The 15,562-nt window shown below is 72.5% G+C and carries 13 protein-coding genes; 8 read left to right on the top strand and 5 right to left on the bottom strand.

What is annotated here, in order from left to right; all coding sequences use genetic code 11:
• The first annotated feature begins 476 nt into the window (after window positions 1-476).
• Together ACF1AL_RS16760 and ACF1AL_RS16755 are read left to right on the top strand one after the other, a co-directional pair.
• Window positions 477-1,901, top strand: coding sequence for a non-reducing end alpha-L-arabinofuranosidase family hydrolase (locus ACF1AL_RS16760; protein ID WP_384214466.1), 1,425 nt, complete (start codon window positions 477-479; stop codon window positions 1,899-1,901).
• 184 nt (window positions 1,902-2,085) lie between these two features.
• The gene (locus ACF1AL_RS16755; RefSeq protein ID WP_391660342.1) at window positions 2,086-2,394 is read left to right on the top strand and encodes a hypothetical protein; all 309 of its coding nucleotides are present in this window, start codon (window positions 2,086-2,088) and stop codon (window positions 2,392-2,394) included.
• A gap of 176 nt (window positions 2,395-2,570) precedes the next feature.
• Here ACF1AL_RS16755 and ACF1AL_RS16750 read toward each other — a convergent pair whose 3' ends face one another.
• Together ACF1AL_RS16750 and ACF1AL_RS16745 are read right to left on the bottom strand one after the other, a co-directional pair.
• On the bottom strand, window positions 2,571-5,696 hold the full coding sequence (locus ACF1AL_RS16750) for an FAD-binding and (Fe-S)-binding domain-containing protein (RefSeq protein ID WP_391826310.1): 3,126 nt from the start codon (window positions 5,694-5,696) through the stop codon (window positions 2,571-2,573).
• 104 nt (window positions 5,697-5,800) lie between these two features.
• Entirely contained in the window at window positions 5,801-7,549 is a 1,749-nt protein-coding gene (locus tag ACF1AL_RS16745; RefSeq protein WP_391826308.1) for a hypothetical protein, read from the bottom strand.
• 81 nt (window positions 7,550-7,630) lie between these two features.
• Here ACF1AL_RS16745 and ACF1AL_RS16740 point away from each other — a divergent pair, with 81 nt between their 5' ends.
• A complete protein-coding gene (locus ACF1AL_RS16740) occupies window positions 7,631-7,810 on the top strand; it encodes a hypothetical protein (protein WP_391700489.1) in 180 nt (59 codons plus the stop codon).
• 83 nt (window positions 7,811-7,893) lie between these two features.
• On the opposite strand, the gene ACF1AL_RS16735 is transcribed toward ACF1AL_RS16740, so the two are convergent.
• Entirely contained in the window at window positions 7,894-8,358 is a 465-nt protein-coding gene (locus ACF1AL_RS16735) for a DUF2199 domain-containing protein (RefSeq protein WP_391826408.1), read from the bottom strand.
• A gap of 189 nt (window positions 8,359-8,547) precedes the next feature.
• On the opposite strand from ACF1AL_RS16735, the gene ACF1AL_RS16730 reads away from it, so the two are divergent.
• The 4 genes from ACF1AL_RS16730 to ACF1AL_RS16715 all read left to right on the top strand — a co-directional run bounded on the left by ACF1AL_RS16730 (window position 8,548) and on the right by ACF1AL_RS16715 (window position 11,616).
• Complete coding sequence (locus tag ACF1AL_RS16730) at window positions 8,548-8,964, top strand: cell division protein SepF (RefSeq protein WP_366836628.1); 417 nt, start codon at window positions 8,548-8,550, stop codon at window positions 8,962-8,964.
• A gap of 383 nt (window positions 8,965-9,347) precedes the next feature.
• The gene (locus ACF1AL_RS16725; RefSeq protein ID WP_391826306.1) at window positions 9,348-10,520 is read left to right on the top strand and encodes an ATP-binding protein; all 1,173 of its coding nucleotides are present in this window, start codon (window positions 9,348-9,350) and stop codon (window positions 10,518-10,520) included.
• Entirely contained in the window at window positions 10,517-10,894 is a 378-nt protein-coding gene (locus tag ACF1AL_RS16720; protein WP_391826304.1) for a nucleotide pyrophosphohydrolase, read from the top strand. Before ACF1AL_RS16725 ends, ACF1AL_RS16720 begins: the two co-directional genes overlap by 4 nt.
• 260 nt (window positions 10,895-11,154) lie before the next feature.
• A complete protein-coding gene (locus ACF1AL_RS16715) occupies window positions 11,155-11,616 on the top strand; it encodes a DUF6099 family protein (protein WP_366836631.1) in 462 nt (153 codons plus the stop codon).
• 33 nt (window positions 11,617-11,649) lie between these two features.
• Here ACF1AL_RS16715 and ACF1AL_RS16710 read toward each other — a convergent pair whose 3' ends face one another.
• The gene (locus ACF1AL_RS16710) at window positions 11,650-11,829 is read right to left on the bottom strand and encodes a hypothetical protein (protein ID WP_391700480.1); all 180 of its coding nucleotides are present in this window, start codon (window positions 11,827-11,829) and stop codon (window positions 11,650-11,652) included.
• 385 nt (window positions 11,830-12,214) lie between these two features.
• Between ACF1AL_RS16710 and ACF1AL_RS16705 the strand changes: the two genes are divergently transcribed.
• Window positions 12,215-13,138, top strand: a complete 924-nt coding sequence (locus ACF1AL_RS16705; RefSeq protein ID WP_391826302.1) for an LLM class F420-dependent oxidoreductase — start codon at window positions 12,215-12,217, stop codon at window positions 13,136-13,138.
• Between the two features lie 181 nt (window positions 13,139-13,319).
• Here the strand turns inward: ACF1AL_RS16705 and ACF1AL_RS16700 are convergent, their stop codons facing one another.
• Window positions 13,320-15,461: a LamG domain-containing protein gene (locus ACF1AL_RS16700; RefSeq protein ID WP_391826300.1), complete on the bottom strand. Its 2,142-nt coding sequence runs from the start codon at window positions 15,459-15,461 to the stop codon at window positions 13,320-13,322.
• Between the last annotated feature and the right edge of the window lie 101 nt (window positions 15,462-15,562).

The raw sequence follows: 15,562 nt of genomic DNA, 5'->3' as shown, positions 1-15,562 counted from the left end.
GCGTACCGCGTGCACGAAATCGGTTTAGTGATCGACGCTGCTGATGGAGTAGCCGAGGGCGTGGCGGCGCCCGTCCACCGGTACCGGTGAATCCTCGTCGAGTTCGCCGAGAGCGGCGTCGAGGTTGGGTATCGCTGTCTCGGCCGCCCGTCGCGCCTCGCCTCCCAGTGCACCGGGGATCGAAACTTTCGGATCCCTCCGAGCTGCCATGTTGATGCTCTGTACAGCCTTTCGTTGCGGAGGTCGGCGTCGTTCGCGTCACCTCGGAGGCTCGCATCTTTCGGTTGAATCGACGATTCGTGCGAGAGGTGTTGACGCCGTTCCCCGGATCCCTATCATCAGGGACTCGACATACCGACCGTTGTTCGTAATTCCGAACGCATGCCGTGAGTTGCCGTGTCGACTCACGTATGTCATGGCCTTGCCAACACCTCACGAGGTGACCGGTACCGCTCACTCCAAGTGGAGGAAGCCACATGGACAAAGGAAGTCTCCGCCGCAGGCGCACGTCTGCGGTGCTCGCCGCCACCGCTGCGGTCCTGGCCGCGCTGGCGGCGATGCTCGTCGCCGCCCCGGCACACGCGGCCGGCAGCGGCGCCCTGCGCGGCGCCGGTTCGAACCGGTGCCTGGACGTGGTCGGCGCCGGCCAGGACAACGGCACCTACCTGCAGCTCTACGACTGCTGGGGCGGCACCAACCAGCAGTGGACGCTGACGGACGACCGTCAGCTGACCGTGTACGGCACCAAGTGCCTGGACGTCCCCGGCCACGCCACCGCGCCCGGCACCCGGGTGCAGATCTGGTCCTGTTCCGGCGGTGCGAACCAGCAGTGGCGGGTGAACTCCGACGGCACGGTCGTCGGCGTGGAGTCCGGGCTGTGCCTGGAGGCCGCGGGCGGCGGCACGGCCAACGGCACGGCGGTGCAGATCGGAACCTGCAACGGGGGCAGTAACCAGAAGTGGACCGGCCTGACCGGGAGCCCGACGGACGGCACCTGCACCCTTCCCTCGACGTACCGGTGGGACTCGACGGGCGTGCTGGCGCAGCCGGCGAACGGCTGGACCGCGCTCAAGGACTTCACCACCGTCACCTACAACGGCAAGCACGTGGTCTACGCGTCGAACGTGTCCGGATCGTCGTACGGGTCGATGATGTTCAGCCCCTTCACCAACTGGTCGGACATGGCGTCGGCGGGGCAGACCGGGATGAGCCAGGCCGCGGTGGCGCCCACGCTGTTCTACTTCGCGCCGAAGAACATCTGGGTGCTGGCCTACCAGTGGGGTGCGTGGCCGTTCATCTACCGCACGTCGAGCGACCCCACCAACCCCAACGGCTGGTCCGCGCCGCAGCCCCTGTTCACCGGCAGCCTCCCCGACTCCGGCACCGGGCCCATCGACCAGACGCTGATCGCCGACAGCCAGAACATGTACCTGTTCTTCGCCGGTGACAACGGCAAGATCTACCGGGCGAGCATGCCGATCGGCAACTTCCCGGGCAACTTCGGCTCGTCGTACACGACTGTCATGAGCGACACCACGAAGAACCTGTTCGAGGCGCCGCAGGTCTACAAGGTCAAGGGCCAGAACCAGTACCTCATGATCGTCGAGGCCCGGGGTGCGAACGAGCAGCGCTACTTCCGCTCCTTCACCGCCTCCAGCCTGAGCGGTTCGTGGACCCCGCAGGCCGCGAGCGAGAGCAACCCCTTCGCGGGCAAAGCCAACAGCGGTGCCACCTGGACCAATGACATCAGCCACGGTGACCTGGTCCGCGACAACCCCGACCAGACCATGACCATCGATCCCTGCAACCTGCAGCTCCTCTATCAGGGCAAGTCCCCCACGGCCAGCGGCGACTACAACCAGTTGCCGTGGCGGCCGGGTGTCCTCACCCTGCGGCGCTGACGTCCCCGCTCCGCCTCACACCCGCCCCGTGCCGGGCGCGGGTGTGAGGCCGCGGCTTTCGTGGCACTCGCCGGATGCGGGCCGCCCGACTCGGCGCGACGGCCCGACCGTGATCGAGGCGCAGGCCGAGGGAGGACGGTGCCGAGGTGACCGGGATCAGCGTTCTCACGGTGTGCTCCGTCCCATGAGGCGCGGCAAGCAGTACGCCGTCGCCGCCTCCGGCCAGTGGGTCGACGAGGAGGAGGGCCGGCGCAGGCTGCCCGCCGGCGAGGCCCACGCCTGGGAGCCCGGCCGGAACGAGACCGTCTGCGGTCTGTCCCTGAGCCGCTCGCAGCTCGTCCGCTTCCCGCACGTCAACTGGCCCGACGCCTTCCCGGAGTCCGGCGGCGCCGCCGACCGTGTACGACGGGTGTGCCGGCGCTGCGCGTCCGTGGCCGGACACCGCGGAGGGGACGCGCGTCCCCGATGGCAGCGGGTCCGCCCCCGGCCGTAGGCCCGCATCAGCCTGCCTGCCCCCCGGCCGTAGGCCCGCATCAGCCTGCCTGCTGAGCATCGGTGTGACAACACGCGGCCGGGCACTGCGTTCACGGTACGCAGTGCCCGGTCCCAGCCCGGCCGTGAAGCTCTTGGCGCCGGCCGTGAAGCCTTCACCGCCCGGCTTTGAAGCCCTTAGCGCCGCCGCAGCCGCCCCAGCCCCGCCACGACACCTGTCGCGAGCAGGCCCGCGCCGGTCAGGGCGCCCGCCAGTGCCGCGGCCCGGGAGGCGCGGCCGGGAGGCGCCGGGCGGGCGTCGGGTGCGGTGCCGTAGGCGCTGGCGGGGGCGTTCGGCAGGGCCGTCGCCAGCAGCTCCGCGAGGTGCACCGCCTCGTGGCCCCCGCTGTCGCCCTCGTGGATCTGCGTACGGCAGCTGAAGCCGTCGGCGAGGACCACCGTCTCCTCGTCCGCCTCCCGCAGCCGGGGCAGCAGCACCCGTTCCGCGCAGGCCATGCTGACGTCCAAGTGGCCTTTCTCGAAGCCGAAGTTGCCGGCCAGGCCGCAGCAGCCGGACTCCAGGTGCTCCGCGTCCACCCCGGCCCGGCGCAGCAGCTCCTGGTCGGCCTCCCAGCCCATGACGGCGTGCTGGTGGCAGTGCACCTGCGCCAGCGCCCGTGCCGAGCGTTCGGGCACGCGGGGCGGCCGGTAGCCCGGGCTGTGCTCGGTGAGCAGTTCGGCCAGCGTCACCGTCTGGGAGGCGAGCCGCCGTACGTCCCGGTCGCCGGGGAAGAGTTCGCCCGCGTCGGCGCGGAACACCGCCGTACAGCTGGGCTCCAGGCCGACCACCAGGCCGCCGGCCCGGACGTGGTCGGCGAGGGCGCGCACCGTGCGGGTCAGCACCCGCTTGGCGACCGCGAGCTGGCCGGTGGAGATCCAGGTCAGGCCGCAGCACAGCGGTTCGGTGGGCAGCTCGACCCGCCAGCCCGCCTCCTCCAGGACGTGCACGGCCGCCCGCCCGAGGTGCGGGTGGAAGTGGTTGGTGAAGGTGTCCGGCCACAGCAGGACCGTGCCGCGCTCGCCGTCGCCCCGCGGCTCGTGCCCGGCGAACCACTGCTGGAACGTCTGCCCGGCGAACAGCGGCACCTCGCGGTCCTCCACCCCGGCCAGCGCCCGCGCCGCCTTCGCCAGGCCCGGCGTGTGCGTGACGGCGTTGACGACCGGGCCGAGCCGGGCGCGCCCCACCGCCTGCGCCACCGCCGGCAGCCAGCCCATCGACCAGTCCGAACGCGGCCGTCGCCAGGGCCGCCCCTCGTAGTGATGGGCCAGGAACTCCGCCTTGTACGTGGCCATGTCGACGTCGGCCGGGCAGTCCTTCTTGCAGCCCTTGCACGCCAGGCACAGATCGAGCGCGTCCCGCACCGCCTGCGAGTGCCAGCCGTCGCGGATCGCGCTGTCGCCGTGCCCGTCCATCATCTCGAACAGCAGCCGCGCCCGGCCCCGCGTGGAGTGCTCCTCCTCCTGGGTCACCTGGTACGACGGGCACATCACCGCGCCGCCGTCGTTGGTGTGCTGACGGCACTTGCCGACGCCGACACAGCGGTTGGTGGCCTCCGCGAACGACCCGCCGTCGTGGGGGAAGCGGAAGTACAGGTCCTGCGGGTCGTACGGCGCCCAGTCCGCGCCCAGCCGCAGGTTCTGATCGAGGCCGTACGGCGCGACGACCTTGCCCGGGTTCATGCGGTCCTCCGGGTCGAAGACCGCCTTCAGCCGCCCGAACGCGGTGACGATCTCCTCGCCGAACATCCGCGGCAGCAGCTCGCCCCGGCTCTGCCCGTCGCCGTGCTCACCGGAGAGCGAACCGCCGAACTCCACCACCAGATCCGCCGCCCGCTCCATGAAGCGGCGGTAGGTGGCCACCCCGTCCGCGCTGTACAGGTCGAAGGGGATGCGGGTGTGCACACAGCCCTGCCCGAAGTGGCCGTACAGGCTGGGCCCGGTGTCGCTCTGGTAGCCGAACTCCTCGAAGAGCTCCCGCAGCCGGCGCAGATAGTCGCCGAGCCGTTCCGGCGCCACCGCCGAGTCCTCCCAGCCCTCGAACGTGTCGGGCCGGGCCGGCAGATGGGCGGTCGCGCCGAGCCCGGCCTCGCGCACCTGCCACAACTCGTCCTCGTGCCGGGGGTCGTCCAGGAAGGCGACCGTCGGATCGTGCTCGGACTCGTGCAGCGCGTCCAGCATCCGGTGCGCCCGGTCCTCCGCCTCGTGCAGGGTGTCCGCGCCGAACTGCACCATCAGGAAGGCGGTGCCCTGCGGGAGTTCACCGATCGCGTCGGGGTTGAGATGCTTGATCCGCTCGTCGCGGATCAGGTGCTTGTCGAGCCCCTCCAGCGCGATCGGCTCGTACGGCAGGACGGCCGGTACGGCGTCGGCGGCCTTGTCGACGCTGTCGAACCCCAGGACCACCAGGGTCCGTTCCCGCACCACCGGCACCAGCTTCAGCTCCGCGCGCAACACCGTGACCAGGGTCGACTCACTGCCCACCAGCAGCCCGGCCACGTCGAAGCCGTGCTCCGGGAGCAGGGAGTCGAGGTTGTAGCCGGAGACGCGGCGCGGGATGTCGGGGAAGCGGCGGCGGATCTCGTCGGCGTAGGTGTCGCGCAGCGCCCGCAGCTGCCGGTACACGGAAGCGCGCAGGTCGCCGCGCGCCTCGATCTCGGCGTACTCCTCGTCGCTGGTCGGGCCGCACCAGAAGCGGGTGCCGTCGTAGAGGAGCACCTCCAGGCGGGCGATGTTGTCGACGACCTTGCCGTGCGCCTGCGCGGTGGCGCCGCAGGAGTTGTTGCCGATCATGCCGCCGAGGGTGCAGTTGGCGTGGGTGGCGGGCTCCGGGCCGTAGCGCAGGCCGGTCGGCGCGAGCTGCCGGTTCAGCTCGTCCAGCACGATGCCGGGCTGGACGACGCAGGTGCGGGCGTCCTCGTCGACGGACTCGATCCGGGTGCAGTACTTGGACCAGTCGATCACCACGCCCGCGTTGGTGCACTGTCCGGCCAGGCTCGTCCCGCCGCCGCGGGACAGCACCGGCGCGTGGTGCTCCCGGGCTACGGCGACCGCCTCAGCAGCGGCCTCAGGGGTACGGGGCACGACGACGCCGATGGGGGTCTGCCGGAAGTTGGAGGCGTCCGTGGAGTACGCGGCCCGGCTCCCGGCGTCGAACCGCACCTCCCCGTCCACCCGCTCACGCAGCGCCGCCGCCAGCCGTTCCACGTCGACGGGCGGGTCGGCCGATCGGCGCACGACGGGATCGGGCAGGCCGGACACACCCATGGGGACCTCCTTCGCCTCTCACACGGCAGCCGCCGGGTACCCAAAGGCCGAGTGCGCGAATCAAGGGAGGTGGGGCGGGGGAGGGGCGGGCGCCGGCCGGTCCGTCAGCGCGCCGGCGTGCGCAGCAGCAGATGCCGTACGTCGATGCTCGACAGGGTCTGCGGGTCGCCCGTGAACACCCGCAGCCGTACCCGCACCTTCGCGTTGTTCCGCGACACCGGGAAGGTGCCCTTGGGCGGGCGCAGCGCGTACACGGCACTGCCGTGGGCGGGCAGGGTGACCGGGCCGCGCAGCACCGACCAGTAGCGGCCCATGCCCTCGCCCGTGGTGAGCATGAAGTGCGGGGTGAGGGCGCGGTCGCCGGTGTTGGTGACGCTCACGGTCAGCAGTGACACCTTGCTCGGCGTCGCGTGCTGCACCTCCGTGACCCGCATGCGCAGCGGTGGCGTGCCCGTCGCCGCGATCAGGGCGCTCACCAGCGCGGGCGCGAGCAGCAGCGCACCCGCCGCGGCCAGGACCGGGCGGCGTCCGCGGCCCGAGGGCAGCCGGCGCGGCCGTGGCTGCCAGGCGCGGGCGAACTCGGCGGCGGGCGCGGTGACCACGGCCGCCAGCCACAGCGGCGTCATCAGCAGGTAGTAGCCGTCCTGCGACCGCGTGGCGAGATAGAACGCGCACCAGGGCAGCACGGTCGCCGCCGGCCCGAGCCGCCGCACGAACAGCAGGAACACCGCCAGCAGCCCCACCAGCAGCAGCGCGCTGGCGTGCCCGTACCAGTCGAGCCGGTCGCTGCCGTCGGTCAGCAGCAGCGAGACGATGTTCAGGCCCTGGCCGTGCAGCACCGCGCCCTGTGTGATCAGCAGCAGGATGCCTTCGAACCAGGTGTGCGGTTCGTGAAGGATGAAGTAGGTGTTGATCAGCAGCCAGGTGGCGGCGGCGATGCCGAGCACCCGCAGCAGGAGCAGGCCCGCGCCGCGCGCGCCCAGCTCGCCGCGGCGCACCGCGTACAGGCCGACCAGCAGGAACGGGGTGACGAACCAGGGCAGCTGCTGCGCCGCGCAGGCCGCGCCCAGGCAGGCGGCGCGGGCGATCCCGGCGGCGCCGAGCCGTCCGCCCCGGCCGATCCGGGGCCAGCGCACCACCACCGGGACCAGCAGGGCGAGGCCCAGCATCGCCGGGTAGCCGAGCCGGGCGTAGGAGGGCAGGAAGCCGAAGCCCAGGCAGACCATCGTCGCCGCCGAGCGCCACGGCACCGGCAGCATCCGCCAGAGGGTGACGGCGGCCACCAGCAGCGCGCCCGTGGTGACGGCCGTCGCCGGGGTGCCGGCGTGGCCCAGGCCCAGGAACGGCGCGGTGAGCAGCGGCGCGAGCGGGGGGTAGCCGTAGGTGTAGTCGTAGCCGCCGTCGACCGTCGGGGTCAGGGCGATGCCGGGGCCGAACAACCAGGGCCAGGGCTGCCCGTAGACGGGGTGCCCGGCGACCAGCTCACGGGCGGCCTGGGTGGTCAGCACCGCTTCGTCGGCGCCGTTGTGGTTCATGACCCAGGTGCACAGCGTGAGCGTCATCGCGGTGAGCAGGACGCCCAGGTCGACCCGGGCCAGCGAGCTGCCGCGCCGGACGACGACGGTGAGCACGCCGCACGCCAGGATCGACGCGTAGCACGCCGTGATCACCAGGGCGACCGCAGGCCGGTGGGTCGCCGCCTGCGTCCACACCGTACGGGTGCCGATGAAGAGGCTGATCGCGGCGAGCAGGGTGAGGACGCGGTGCCACTGCGCGGGCGCGGGGTCCTCCGGAGGCGCGGCCGGTGCGGTCCGCGGCCGGCGCCCGGGAACCACCAGCTGTGTGTCTGCCATGTGCACGGCACGGAACGCTAAGTGCACCCGGTGAACACCACACGGCCGGAGGTGAAGATTCCGGTGTGCCGCGGATGAGCGATGACGCTCGCGCTGGTCACCGGCGCTCCGATGCCCGGATCCGGCGGCCCCGGCAAGCGGTCAGCCGCGGTCCGCACCCCCTGCGCCGAGGCCTTCGTACACGTGAGCTTCGAGGCACCGCGGTGCGTCGAGACCGACGGCCTCGCCGCGGCGGACGGCGATGAGCGCGTCCTCACCTGATCTCGACGAACCTCCGCGCCCTGGGGCTCAGTCCGGCAGGCGCGACGGGGTCCGGCGCGACGGGGTTGGCGACCCGGGGGCCGTCACCGATGCCCGCCGCTGCCCGGGTGCAGGACGGCCGCCGCTATCTCGCGTACGCGGGCCGGCGTGATCCCGGTGCGCTGTTCGCACGCGAGGGGGTGGTCGGTGGGCTCCAGCTCGACGTAGGGGCGTTCGCCGACCGGGCGGGTGTGGACGTTGGTCTTGAGGTTGAGCGTCGTGGGCGAGTACACCGGCAGGTCGGTGGTGAGCCAGCCGAAGTACGGCCTCTCGTCCTCGCGGCCGGGCCTGTTCCACAGGTTGGCCGCACGGGAGAAGTTCTCCCGGCTGAGCGACACCCAGACACCCCAGGAGAACACCTCGTCGCTGCCGATGACCGGGATCTCGATCAGACCCTTGACGAAGCAGTGCTCCCCATGGATCACGCACTGGTCCGAGGAGAGGAGGCAGTCGTCGGCGTCGGCGAAGGCCGGGTCCCAGACGGCCGGGGCCTCGGCCGTGTAGTTCATCGGCAGATCGGGGTGGTGAGCCCCGCAGCACGAACAGGTGAACCCGGCATCGGTGGTCACGACGCCGGAGCCTAGTGACCGGCTCCGGCGCTCCGTCGGCCGGGAGCCCTCTCCGCTCGGGCAGGTCGCGGACCGTGTCGGTGTTGGGCCGAACAGGTGACTTGGCGTAAGAATTGCCTGGTGCAGGAGATGAGTGCGAGTCAGATCGGGGGAACGGTGAGCCGTCACGACGTCACCGATGAACAGTGGGAGGGGCTCGCCCAGGTCGTACCCCTGCGTGGCCGCGACGCGTGGCCGTCGGCGGTGAACCACCGCTCCCTGCCCGACGCGGAGACGGAGACCCGGCGGCGCTTCGTGGTCCTGCGGGTCAACGTCTTCGCGGACGCCCGCGAGGTCGCCGAGACCCTCATGGCCGGCATCCCCGTCCTCCTCGACCTCACCGGCGCCGAGACCGAGGTCGCCAAGCGCGTCCTCGACTTCTCCACCGGCGTCGTCTTTGGTCTCGCCAGCGGCATGCACCGCGTCGACCGCAACGTGTTCCTCCTCACGCCCCGGGGCACGGAGGTCAGCGGGCTGGTGGACAACACCGGGCTGGCCGGGGGCTGACGGGGCGACGGGGGGCGGGGGACCGGCTCGGCGAGTGTCGGCCGGTGCCGGTGCCGGTGCCGGTGCCGGTGTCGGAGCGGGAGTCCAGCCGGTGCACGGTCCGGAGCGCGGGCCCTTGTCGGCCGGGTCTGTCCGTGTCCACGTCCGGCGGGCGGCTCGCCCGGCGTTTCTACGCTCTGCCGTGACCGTCCGTGGCCACGGCAGAGCGTCTCGCCGGGTGCGGCTCGTCCGGCCGTTGACTGTCCCTGGCCACGTCCGGGTGTCTCGGCGGTGGCTTCACGTCGGCCGTGACCGTCCGTGTCCACGGGCCGCGTCCCTCGATCGGAGGAAGATGCGGCGGGCGGAACGGTTCGCTGGGTGGGGGCGGGCCTAGCGTCCGCCGTATGGGCGTTACTTCCCTTTCGTCGTCGTTCGGCTCCGTTGAGCCGTCCGTGGTGCGGCCGGTGCGGCCCCGGGTCACCGAGCTGCGGTTGTCCGCCTTCGCCGTGCACCGGCGGGCCGTGATCCCGCTGGACGGGACGTTCACCCTGCTCGCCGGGGTCAGCGGGAGCGGGAAGTCGAGCGCCCTGCGCGCCTACGCCGCGCTCGCCCGGCTCGCCGGGGGCGCCGAGCTCGGCGAGGTCTTCCCCGACCCGGTGCACTGTGTGCCCGAGGAGGCCCTGCCCGATGCCCAGCAGCGGCGCGGCTTCCGGATCGGCTGCACGGCCGACGGCCCGGCCGGCCCGGTACGGCTCGACCTCGCCGTCCAGGTGGAGCCCGAACTGCGGGTCGTGGGGGAGCGGCTCAGCGCCGAGGGGACCGTCCTGCTGGAGACCGCGCTCGTCGATCCTGGCCGCCCGGCCGTCCAGGCCGCCTGGCACACCGCCGGTTCCGCGCCGGTCACCCGCGCCCCGCTGCCCGACGACCGGCTCGGTACGGCGCTGCTGCCGCTGCGCGTCGCCGGCAAGACCGACGGGCAGCGGCGCGTGCTCGCCGCCGCCGAGCAGATGGTCGTCGCACTGCGCTCGGTGTTCGTCTGCGATCCGCACCCCGCCCGGATGCGCGCCCCCGTCCCCAACGGCTCCGGCCGGCTGCTCACCGGCTGCGACAATCTCGCCGACGTCCTGTGGCGCACCCGCACCGAGTGCAGCCGCCGGCACGCGCACCTCGTCGCCGCCCTGCGCGCCGGCTGCGCCGCCCCGGCCACCGACGTCGTGGCCGAACTGCGCACCGACGGCATGGTCCGCGCCTGGCTGGAACGGGACAACGGCGGCCGCACCGAACTCGCCCGGCTCGGCGACGGCGAGCTGCGCTACCTCGCGCTGGCGCTGGTCCTGCTCACCGGCCCCGGCGTCCTGGAGGTCGACCCGCCCGGCGAGGTGCCCGACGCGCTGCAGGCGCTCACGGTGCTGGCCGACGGCTTCGACCGCTGCCTGGACGGCCGCCAGCGCACCGAACTCGCGCGGCTGGCCGTGCGGATGGGCGAGCGCGGCCACATGCACTGCGTCGGCACGGTCGGCGACGCATCCTGGGCGGCCGGGATCGACGGGGTCACGGTGGTACACCTGGACCCGTGACGAAGCACCTGGATCTGGCGCAGCTGCAGCGCAGGCTGGCCGAGTTCGCGGCGGCCCGCAACTGGCAGCCGTACCACACGCCCAAGAACCTGGCGACCGCGCTCAGCGTGGAGGCCGCCGAACTGGTCGAGATCTTCCAGTGGTTGACCCCGCAGGAGTCGGCCCGCGTGATGGAGGACCCGGACACCGCGCACCGGGTCCGCGACGAGGTCGCCGATGTGCTCGCGTATCTGCTCCAGCTGTGCGAGGTGCTCGGCGTCGACCCGCTGACCGCGCTGGCGGAGAAGATCGAACGGAACGAGAAGCGCTTCCCGGCACCGGGGGACGGCGGCAGCGGCGGGGAAGTCGGGGGCGGCGGAGCCGGCGGGGCCTGAAGCAGCCGGAGACCACGGAGCCTGGAGCAGCCGGAGAGGACGGATCCTGAAGCAGGCGCGGGCGACGGAGCCTGAGACAGGAGCAGGCACGTCCGTTTTTACTCTCCGCAGTCGTCCAGCCGCCCGCAATCGATTTGTTGTCCGCAGATTTCCGTCTTCCTCTGGCTTTTCGTCCCACATGCCTTCACTCTGGGTAGTGGACAAGGGAGTTCGGGCGGACGCGTGTGGCCGCCACGTCGGATCACCACCGGGGGCGCGCGATGGAAGCGGTGCGGCTCATCCTGACGAACAGACGGGCTCTGGCGGAGAGCAGTGATCCGCCACGGGTGTTGCGGGAGGTCTGGCAGGCCCAGGCCCTCGCCCAGGCGATCGGCAGCCGCCTCGCGGTCTCCGGACCACCCGAACTGCGCGGCGAGGCCCTGGGGTTGACCGAACTGGCGGGCCGCGGCTGCGGTGTCCTGGACCCGCCCGACCTCGACCCCGGCGCGTTACGCGCCGCCCAGCTCACCGCCCTCGACGACGCCCGGCAGACGCTGCTCGCGCTCGACGCCCTGCTCGCCGACGTCGGCATGGCCCTCGTCGGCGTCGCGGGCGGAGCGGACGGCGAGGCCACGTACTGGCAGTGCATGGAGGCCATCGACGCGGCCGACGAGTCCCGCGACCGTGTCCACTGGATGCTCCGCAAACTGGCCGCCCGCGAGGAGGCGTTACCGGAACGGTGACCGGGTCTCCGTCGCCGGTACGGCCCAGGGGGTTCACCCCGCCTCGTTGTCCTCCCGCGCCGCGTGCCGGGCGGCACCTCCCGCCGACTGCAGGTCCGCGTCGAGTGCCGACAGGTCCGCGTTCAGCGCCGCCATCAGTTCCTCCATCTGCTGCAGCAGCCCCTTCGGCTGGGCGACGCCCCCGCCCTGCTGCGCCACGGACTCCTCGGACATGCGGCCTCCTCGGCCTGCGGCCCCCCGTGGAGGCCGGCACGGTGACACGACGGCGGCCACCGCCGGCGCGGGCGCCGGGCGGTCCGGCTCCGCCCGAGCCAACGATCATCATCGGACCCGGTCACTGGCCCGGAGGGCACCCGTGCACCCGGTTGACGCTTTTCACCCGCCGGGGGAGGGCGCCGGGCCGTACGGCGTTCACCCGACCGGGGCGCACGGTCGCGCGTACCGGACCGGGCGGGAAGCCGTACCGGACCAGGGCGATAGGCCGTACCCGACCGGGGTACCCGGCCGTACCCCCGACCGGGCCCGGCCGCCGACGTCCCCGCCCGGCTCGCGGGGACCGGTCGTCGCGCCGTCGGGCGTGGTGTGGAGGATGGAAGGCATGGATCTACGCATCTTCACCGAACCCCAGCAGGGCGCGACCTACGACACCCTGCTCACCGTGGCGAAGGCCACCGAGGACCTCGGCTTCGACGCCTTCTTCCGCTCCGACCACTATCTGAAGATGGGCGACGCGGACGGCCTGCCCGGCCCCACCGACGCCTGGATCACCCTCGCCGGCCTCGCTCGCGAGACCCGCCGCATCCGCCTGGGCACGCTGATGACCGCGGCGACCTTCCGCCTGCCCGGCGTGCTCGCCATCCAGGTCGCCCAGGTGGACCAGATGTCCGGCGGACGCGTCGAACTCGGCCTGGGCGCGGGCTGGTTCGAGGAGGAGCACCGGGCGTACGGCATCCCCTTCCCGAAGGAGAAGTTCGCCCGCCTGGAGGAGCAGCTGGAGATCGTCACCGGTCTGTGGGCGACGCCGTCCGGCAAGACCTTCGACTTCCACGGCACCCACTACGACCTCACCGACTCGCCCGCGCTGCCCAAGCCGGCGCAGGCGAAGATCCCGGTGCTCATCGGCGGCCACGGCGCCACCCGCACGCCGCGGCTCGCCGCGCGGTACGCGGACGAGTTCAACATCCCCTTCGCCTCCGTCGAGGACAGCGCGCGGCAGTTCGGCCGGGTGCGGGCGGCCGCCGAGGCGATCGGCCGCCCGGCGGACGACCTCGTGTACTCCAACGCCCTGATCGTCTGCGTCGGCCGGGACGACGCCGAGGTGGCCCGTCGCGCCGCCGCCATCGGCCGCGAGGTCGAGGAGCTGAAGGAGAACGGCCTGGCCGGCTCCCCGGCCGAGGTCGTCGACAAGATCGGCCGCTACGCCGAGACCGGCTCCCGCCGCCTCTACCTCCAGGTGCTCGACCTGCACGACCTGGACCACCTGGAGCTGATCTCCTCCCAGGTGCAGTCCCAGCTGTCGTAGGCCACGGGCGGGGCCCTGTCGTAGGCCACGGGCAGGGCCCTGTGGGCCCGGCGGTGCCCGGAGGCAGGGCCCTCCGGGCACCGCCGGGCCGACGACCGGCTTCAGCGGATGAGCCGCCACGCGGCGCTCCGTCGTCCCCGGCCGGTGCCGCGAAAGCCGCCGAAGGCGGGGCCGGACGGCCTCAGACGCACAGGCAGGGCTCGGTCTCTCCGCCCATGCCGTTGATGTCGGTGTCGCGCAGCGCGCCCGCGTACGCCTGGATCTCGTCCACGTCGCCCTTCAGGTACTCGCCCCAGCCGTCGGCCGTGCGCGCACGCCCCACCTGCAGCGGGCCGGTGCTCGTCCAGCCGTTCGCGAGGTGGGCGGTGGCCCGGTCGTTGGTGTAGCCGTTGGCGTACAGCTTGACCGTGTCGGTCGCGTCGTCGTAGACGATGGCCAGCTGTGTGCCCTGACCGCTGTCGCCGCTGGGCATCGTCACCTGTGTGACGACCTTCTCGGGCGCGCCCGCCTCGTCGCGCTCCGGCATGATCAGCTGCCAGGCGTACGTCGACGGCTCATAGCGGAGCTTGAACGCGTCGGTGTGCTCTCCGGCCTGGGAGAGGACCGTCATCGGCCGGGTGGCGTCGGCGTCCGCGATCCTGGCGACGACACCGAGGGTGAAGCTGTCACCGGTGTCCACCACGGGGCCGTCGAGGACCGCGTGGCCGCTGACGCCGTCCAGCGTCAGGTGCCCTTCGCCGACCAGCGGGTACGGCTTCCACAGGCAGTCGGGGTCGAGGTCGGGGATGCAGGAGTCGTCCGGACCCCGGTAGATGGACGCGCCCGTCCCGAGCCGCAGCGGTGCACCGCCGTTGTTCTCGGGCGTGGTGCCGTCGACGGCCGTGCCGAACGACCAGTGCCCGAGCAGTTTCGGCTTGCGGCGGGCGAGTTCGCCCACCTCCTGGGGGACCACGAGACGGTCGTACGCGCGGATGTCGCCGAGGTCGCCGTGCCAGCGCTGCCGGTAGCCGTTCTTGCCGCGGATCCGGCCGATCTGGAAGGCGCCGTCCGCCGTGGCCGGCGCGGCCTTCACCTTGGTGCCGACCTCGTGACCGTTGACGAACAGCTGGGCGTACCCGGTCTCCTTGTCGTAGACGCCGAGCAGGTAGGCCCACTCACCGGCCTCGGGAGCGCCGCCGGTGACCTTCGCGCCGTCGAGGGTGAAGGAGTAGGTGGCGGTCCCGGTCTCAGGGGCCTCCAGACTCAAGGCGTAGGCCGTGCCGGACGTGGTGTCCTGGCTCAGCACGGTCATGGTGCGGCCGGACTCCGCTGGACGTACCCAGGCGCCGACGGCGAAGGTCCTGCTGCTGTCGACCGCCGGGGCGTCGGTGGTGAGGAAGGCGTGGCCGCTGCCGTCGAGGGCGGCCGTGGAAGTGAGCGGGGTGCCCGAGGGCGCGGGGCCGCCGAAGGTCACGCCGCGTCCAGCCCGTGCTGCCTGGCCCGCGTCGGCCGCCGCCGTGGCGGAGCCGGCCGGGTCGTCGAGCTTCCAGCGGGAGACCGGCGCGCTCGCCGCCTTCACGAAGAACCTGTAGTCGGTGCGCGGGCTCATCCGGCCGGAGCGGTCGCGGGCGTGGACGCTGAGGACCTGCGGGGCGTTGCTCAGCGGCACGAAGCGGATGGTGGCCGGTCCGCCGATCTCGGAGGGGCGGACGGTGCCGTAAGGGCCGCCGGTGAAGCCGTACTGGTATTCGACGACGTCCGGGGAGGGGGAGTCCACGGTGAAGCTGCCGTAGACGCCCACGCCGCCGGAGTCCCAGGTATCGGAGGGGTAGTCCGGCGAGCTCACGACGGGAGCGGCCGGGCTCTGGTTGTCGTAGACGAACCGGCATGCGGCGCCGGGCGCCTCGGAGCTCCAGGCGGAGTTCAGGCTGCCGTCGTTGGCACGGACGTGCCAGGAGATGACCGTGTCGGCCGGGATGTCGGCCGGCGCCGTGATGCGGTGGATCAGGCCGGGGTAGGTCGGGTAGGTCGTGAAGGAGCGGCGCTGCTCGGTGCCGTTCGCGTCGGACCACCAGATCTCGAATTCTGCGGTGAGCTGCTCGGGGTATCCGAGGCGGTCGTCCTCGACCGGGTCGGTCAGCCGGGCCGTGAGGACCGGAGGCTGTCCGACGTAGGCCGGGGTGTCACCTGTCGCGCAGTTCTTGAAATCGGTTTGGAGGTCCTGGACGACGGGCGGCAGATTCTCCTTCTCCGTGGCGTATGCGGTGCCGGGTGCGGTCGCCCCCACGACCGCCGCAAGGCAGCCGGCCCACAGGAGGCCGCGCCTTCTGAGTCTTCCTGACATGGATCGATGTCCCTCCCCTGAAGCATCGCCCGATGGAGTGGTGCGAGCGGGCAGGAGGCTAACAGCGGGCACCGACAAGGCCGATCGGATTTCCGCCCGTC

Origin of the sequence: Streptomyces sp. NPDC014801 (assembly GCF_043082085.1) — a bacterium.
Lineage (GTDB): Bacteria > Actinomycetota > Actinomycetes > Streptomycetales > Streptomycetaceae > Streptomyces.
The sequence above is the reverse complement of the archived record's forward strand: the minus strand, read 5'-3'. Positions and strand labels throughout refer to the sequence as shown.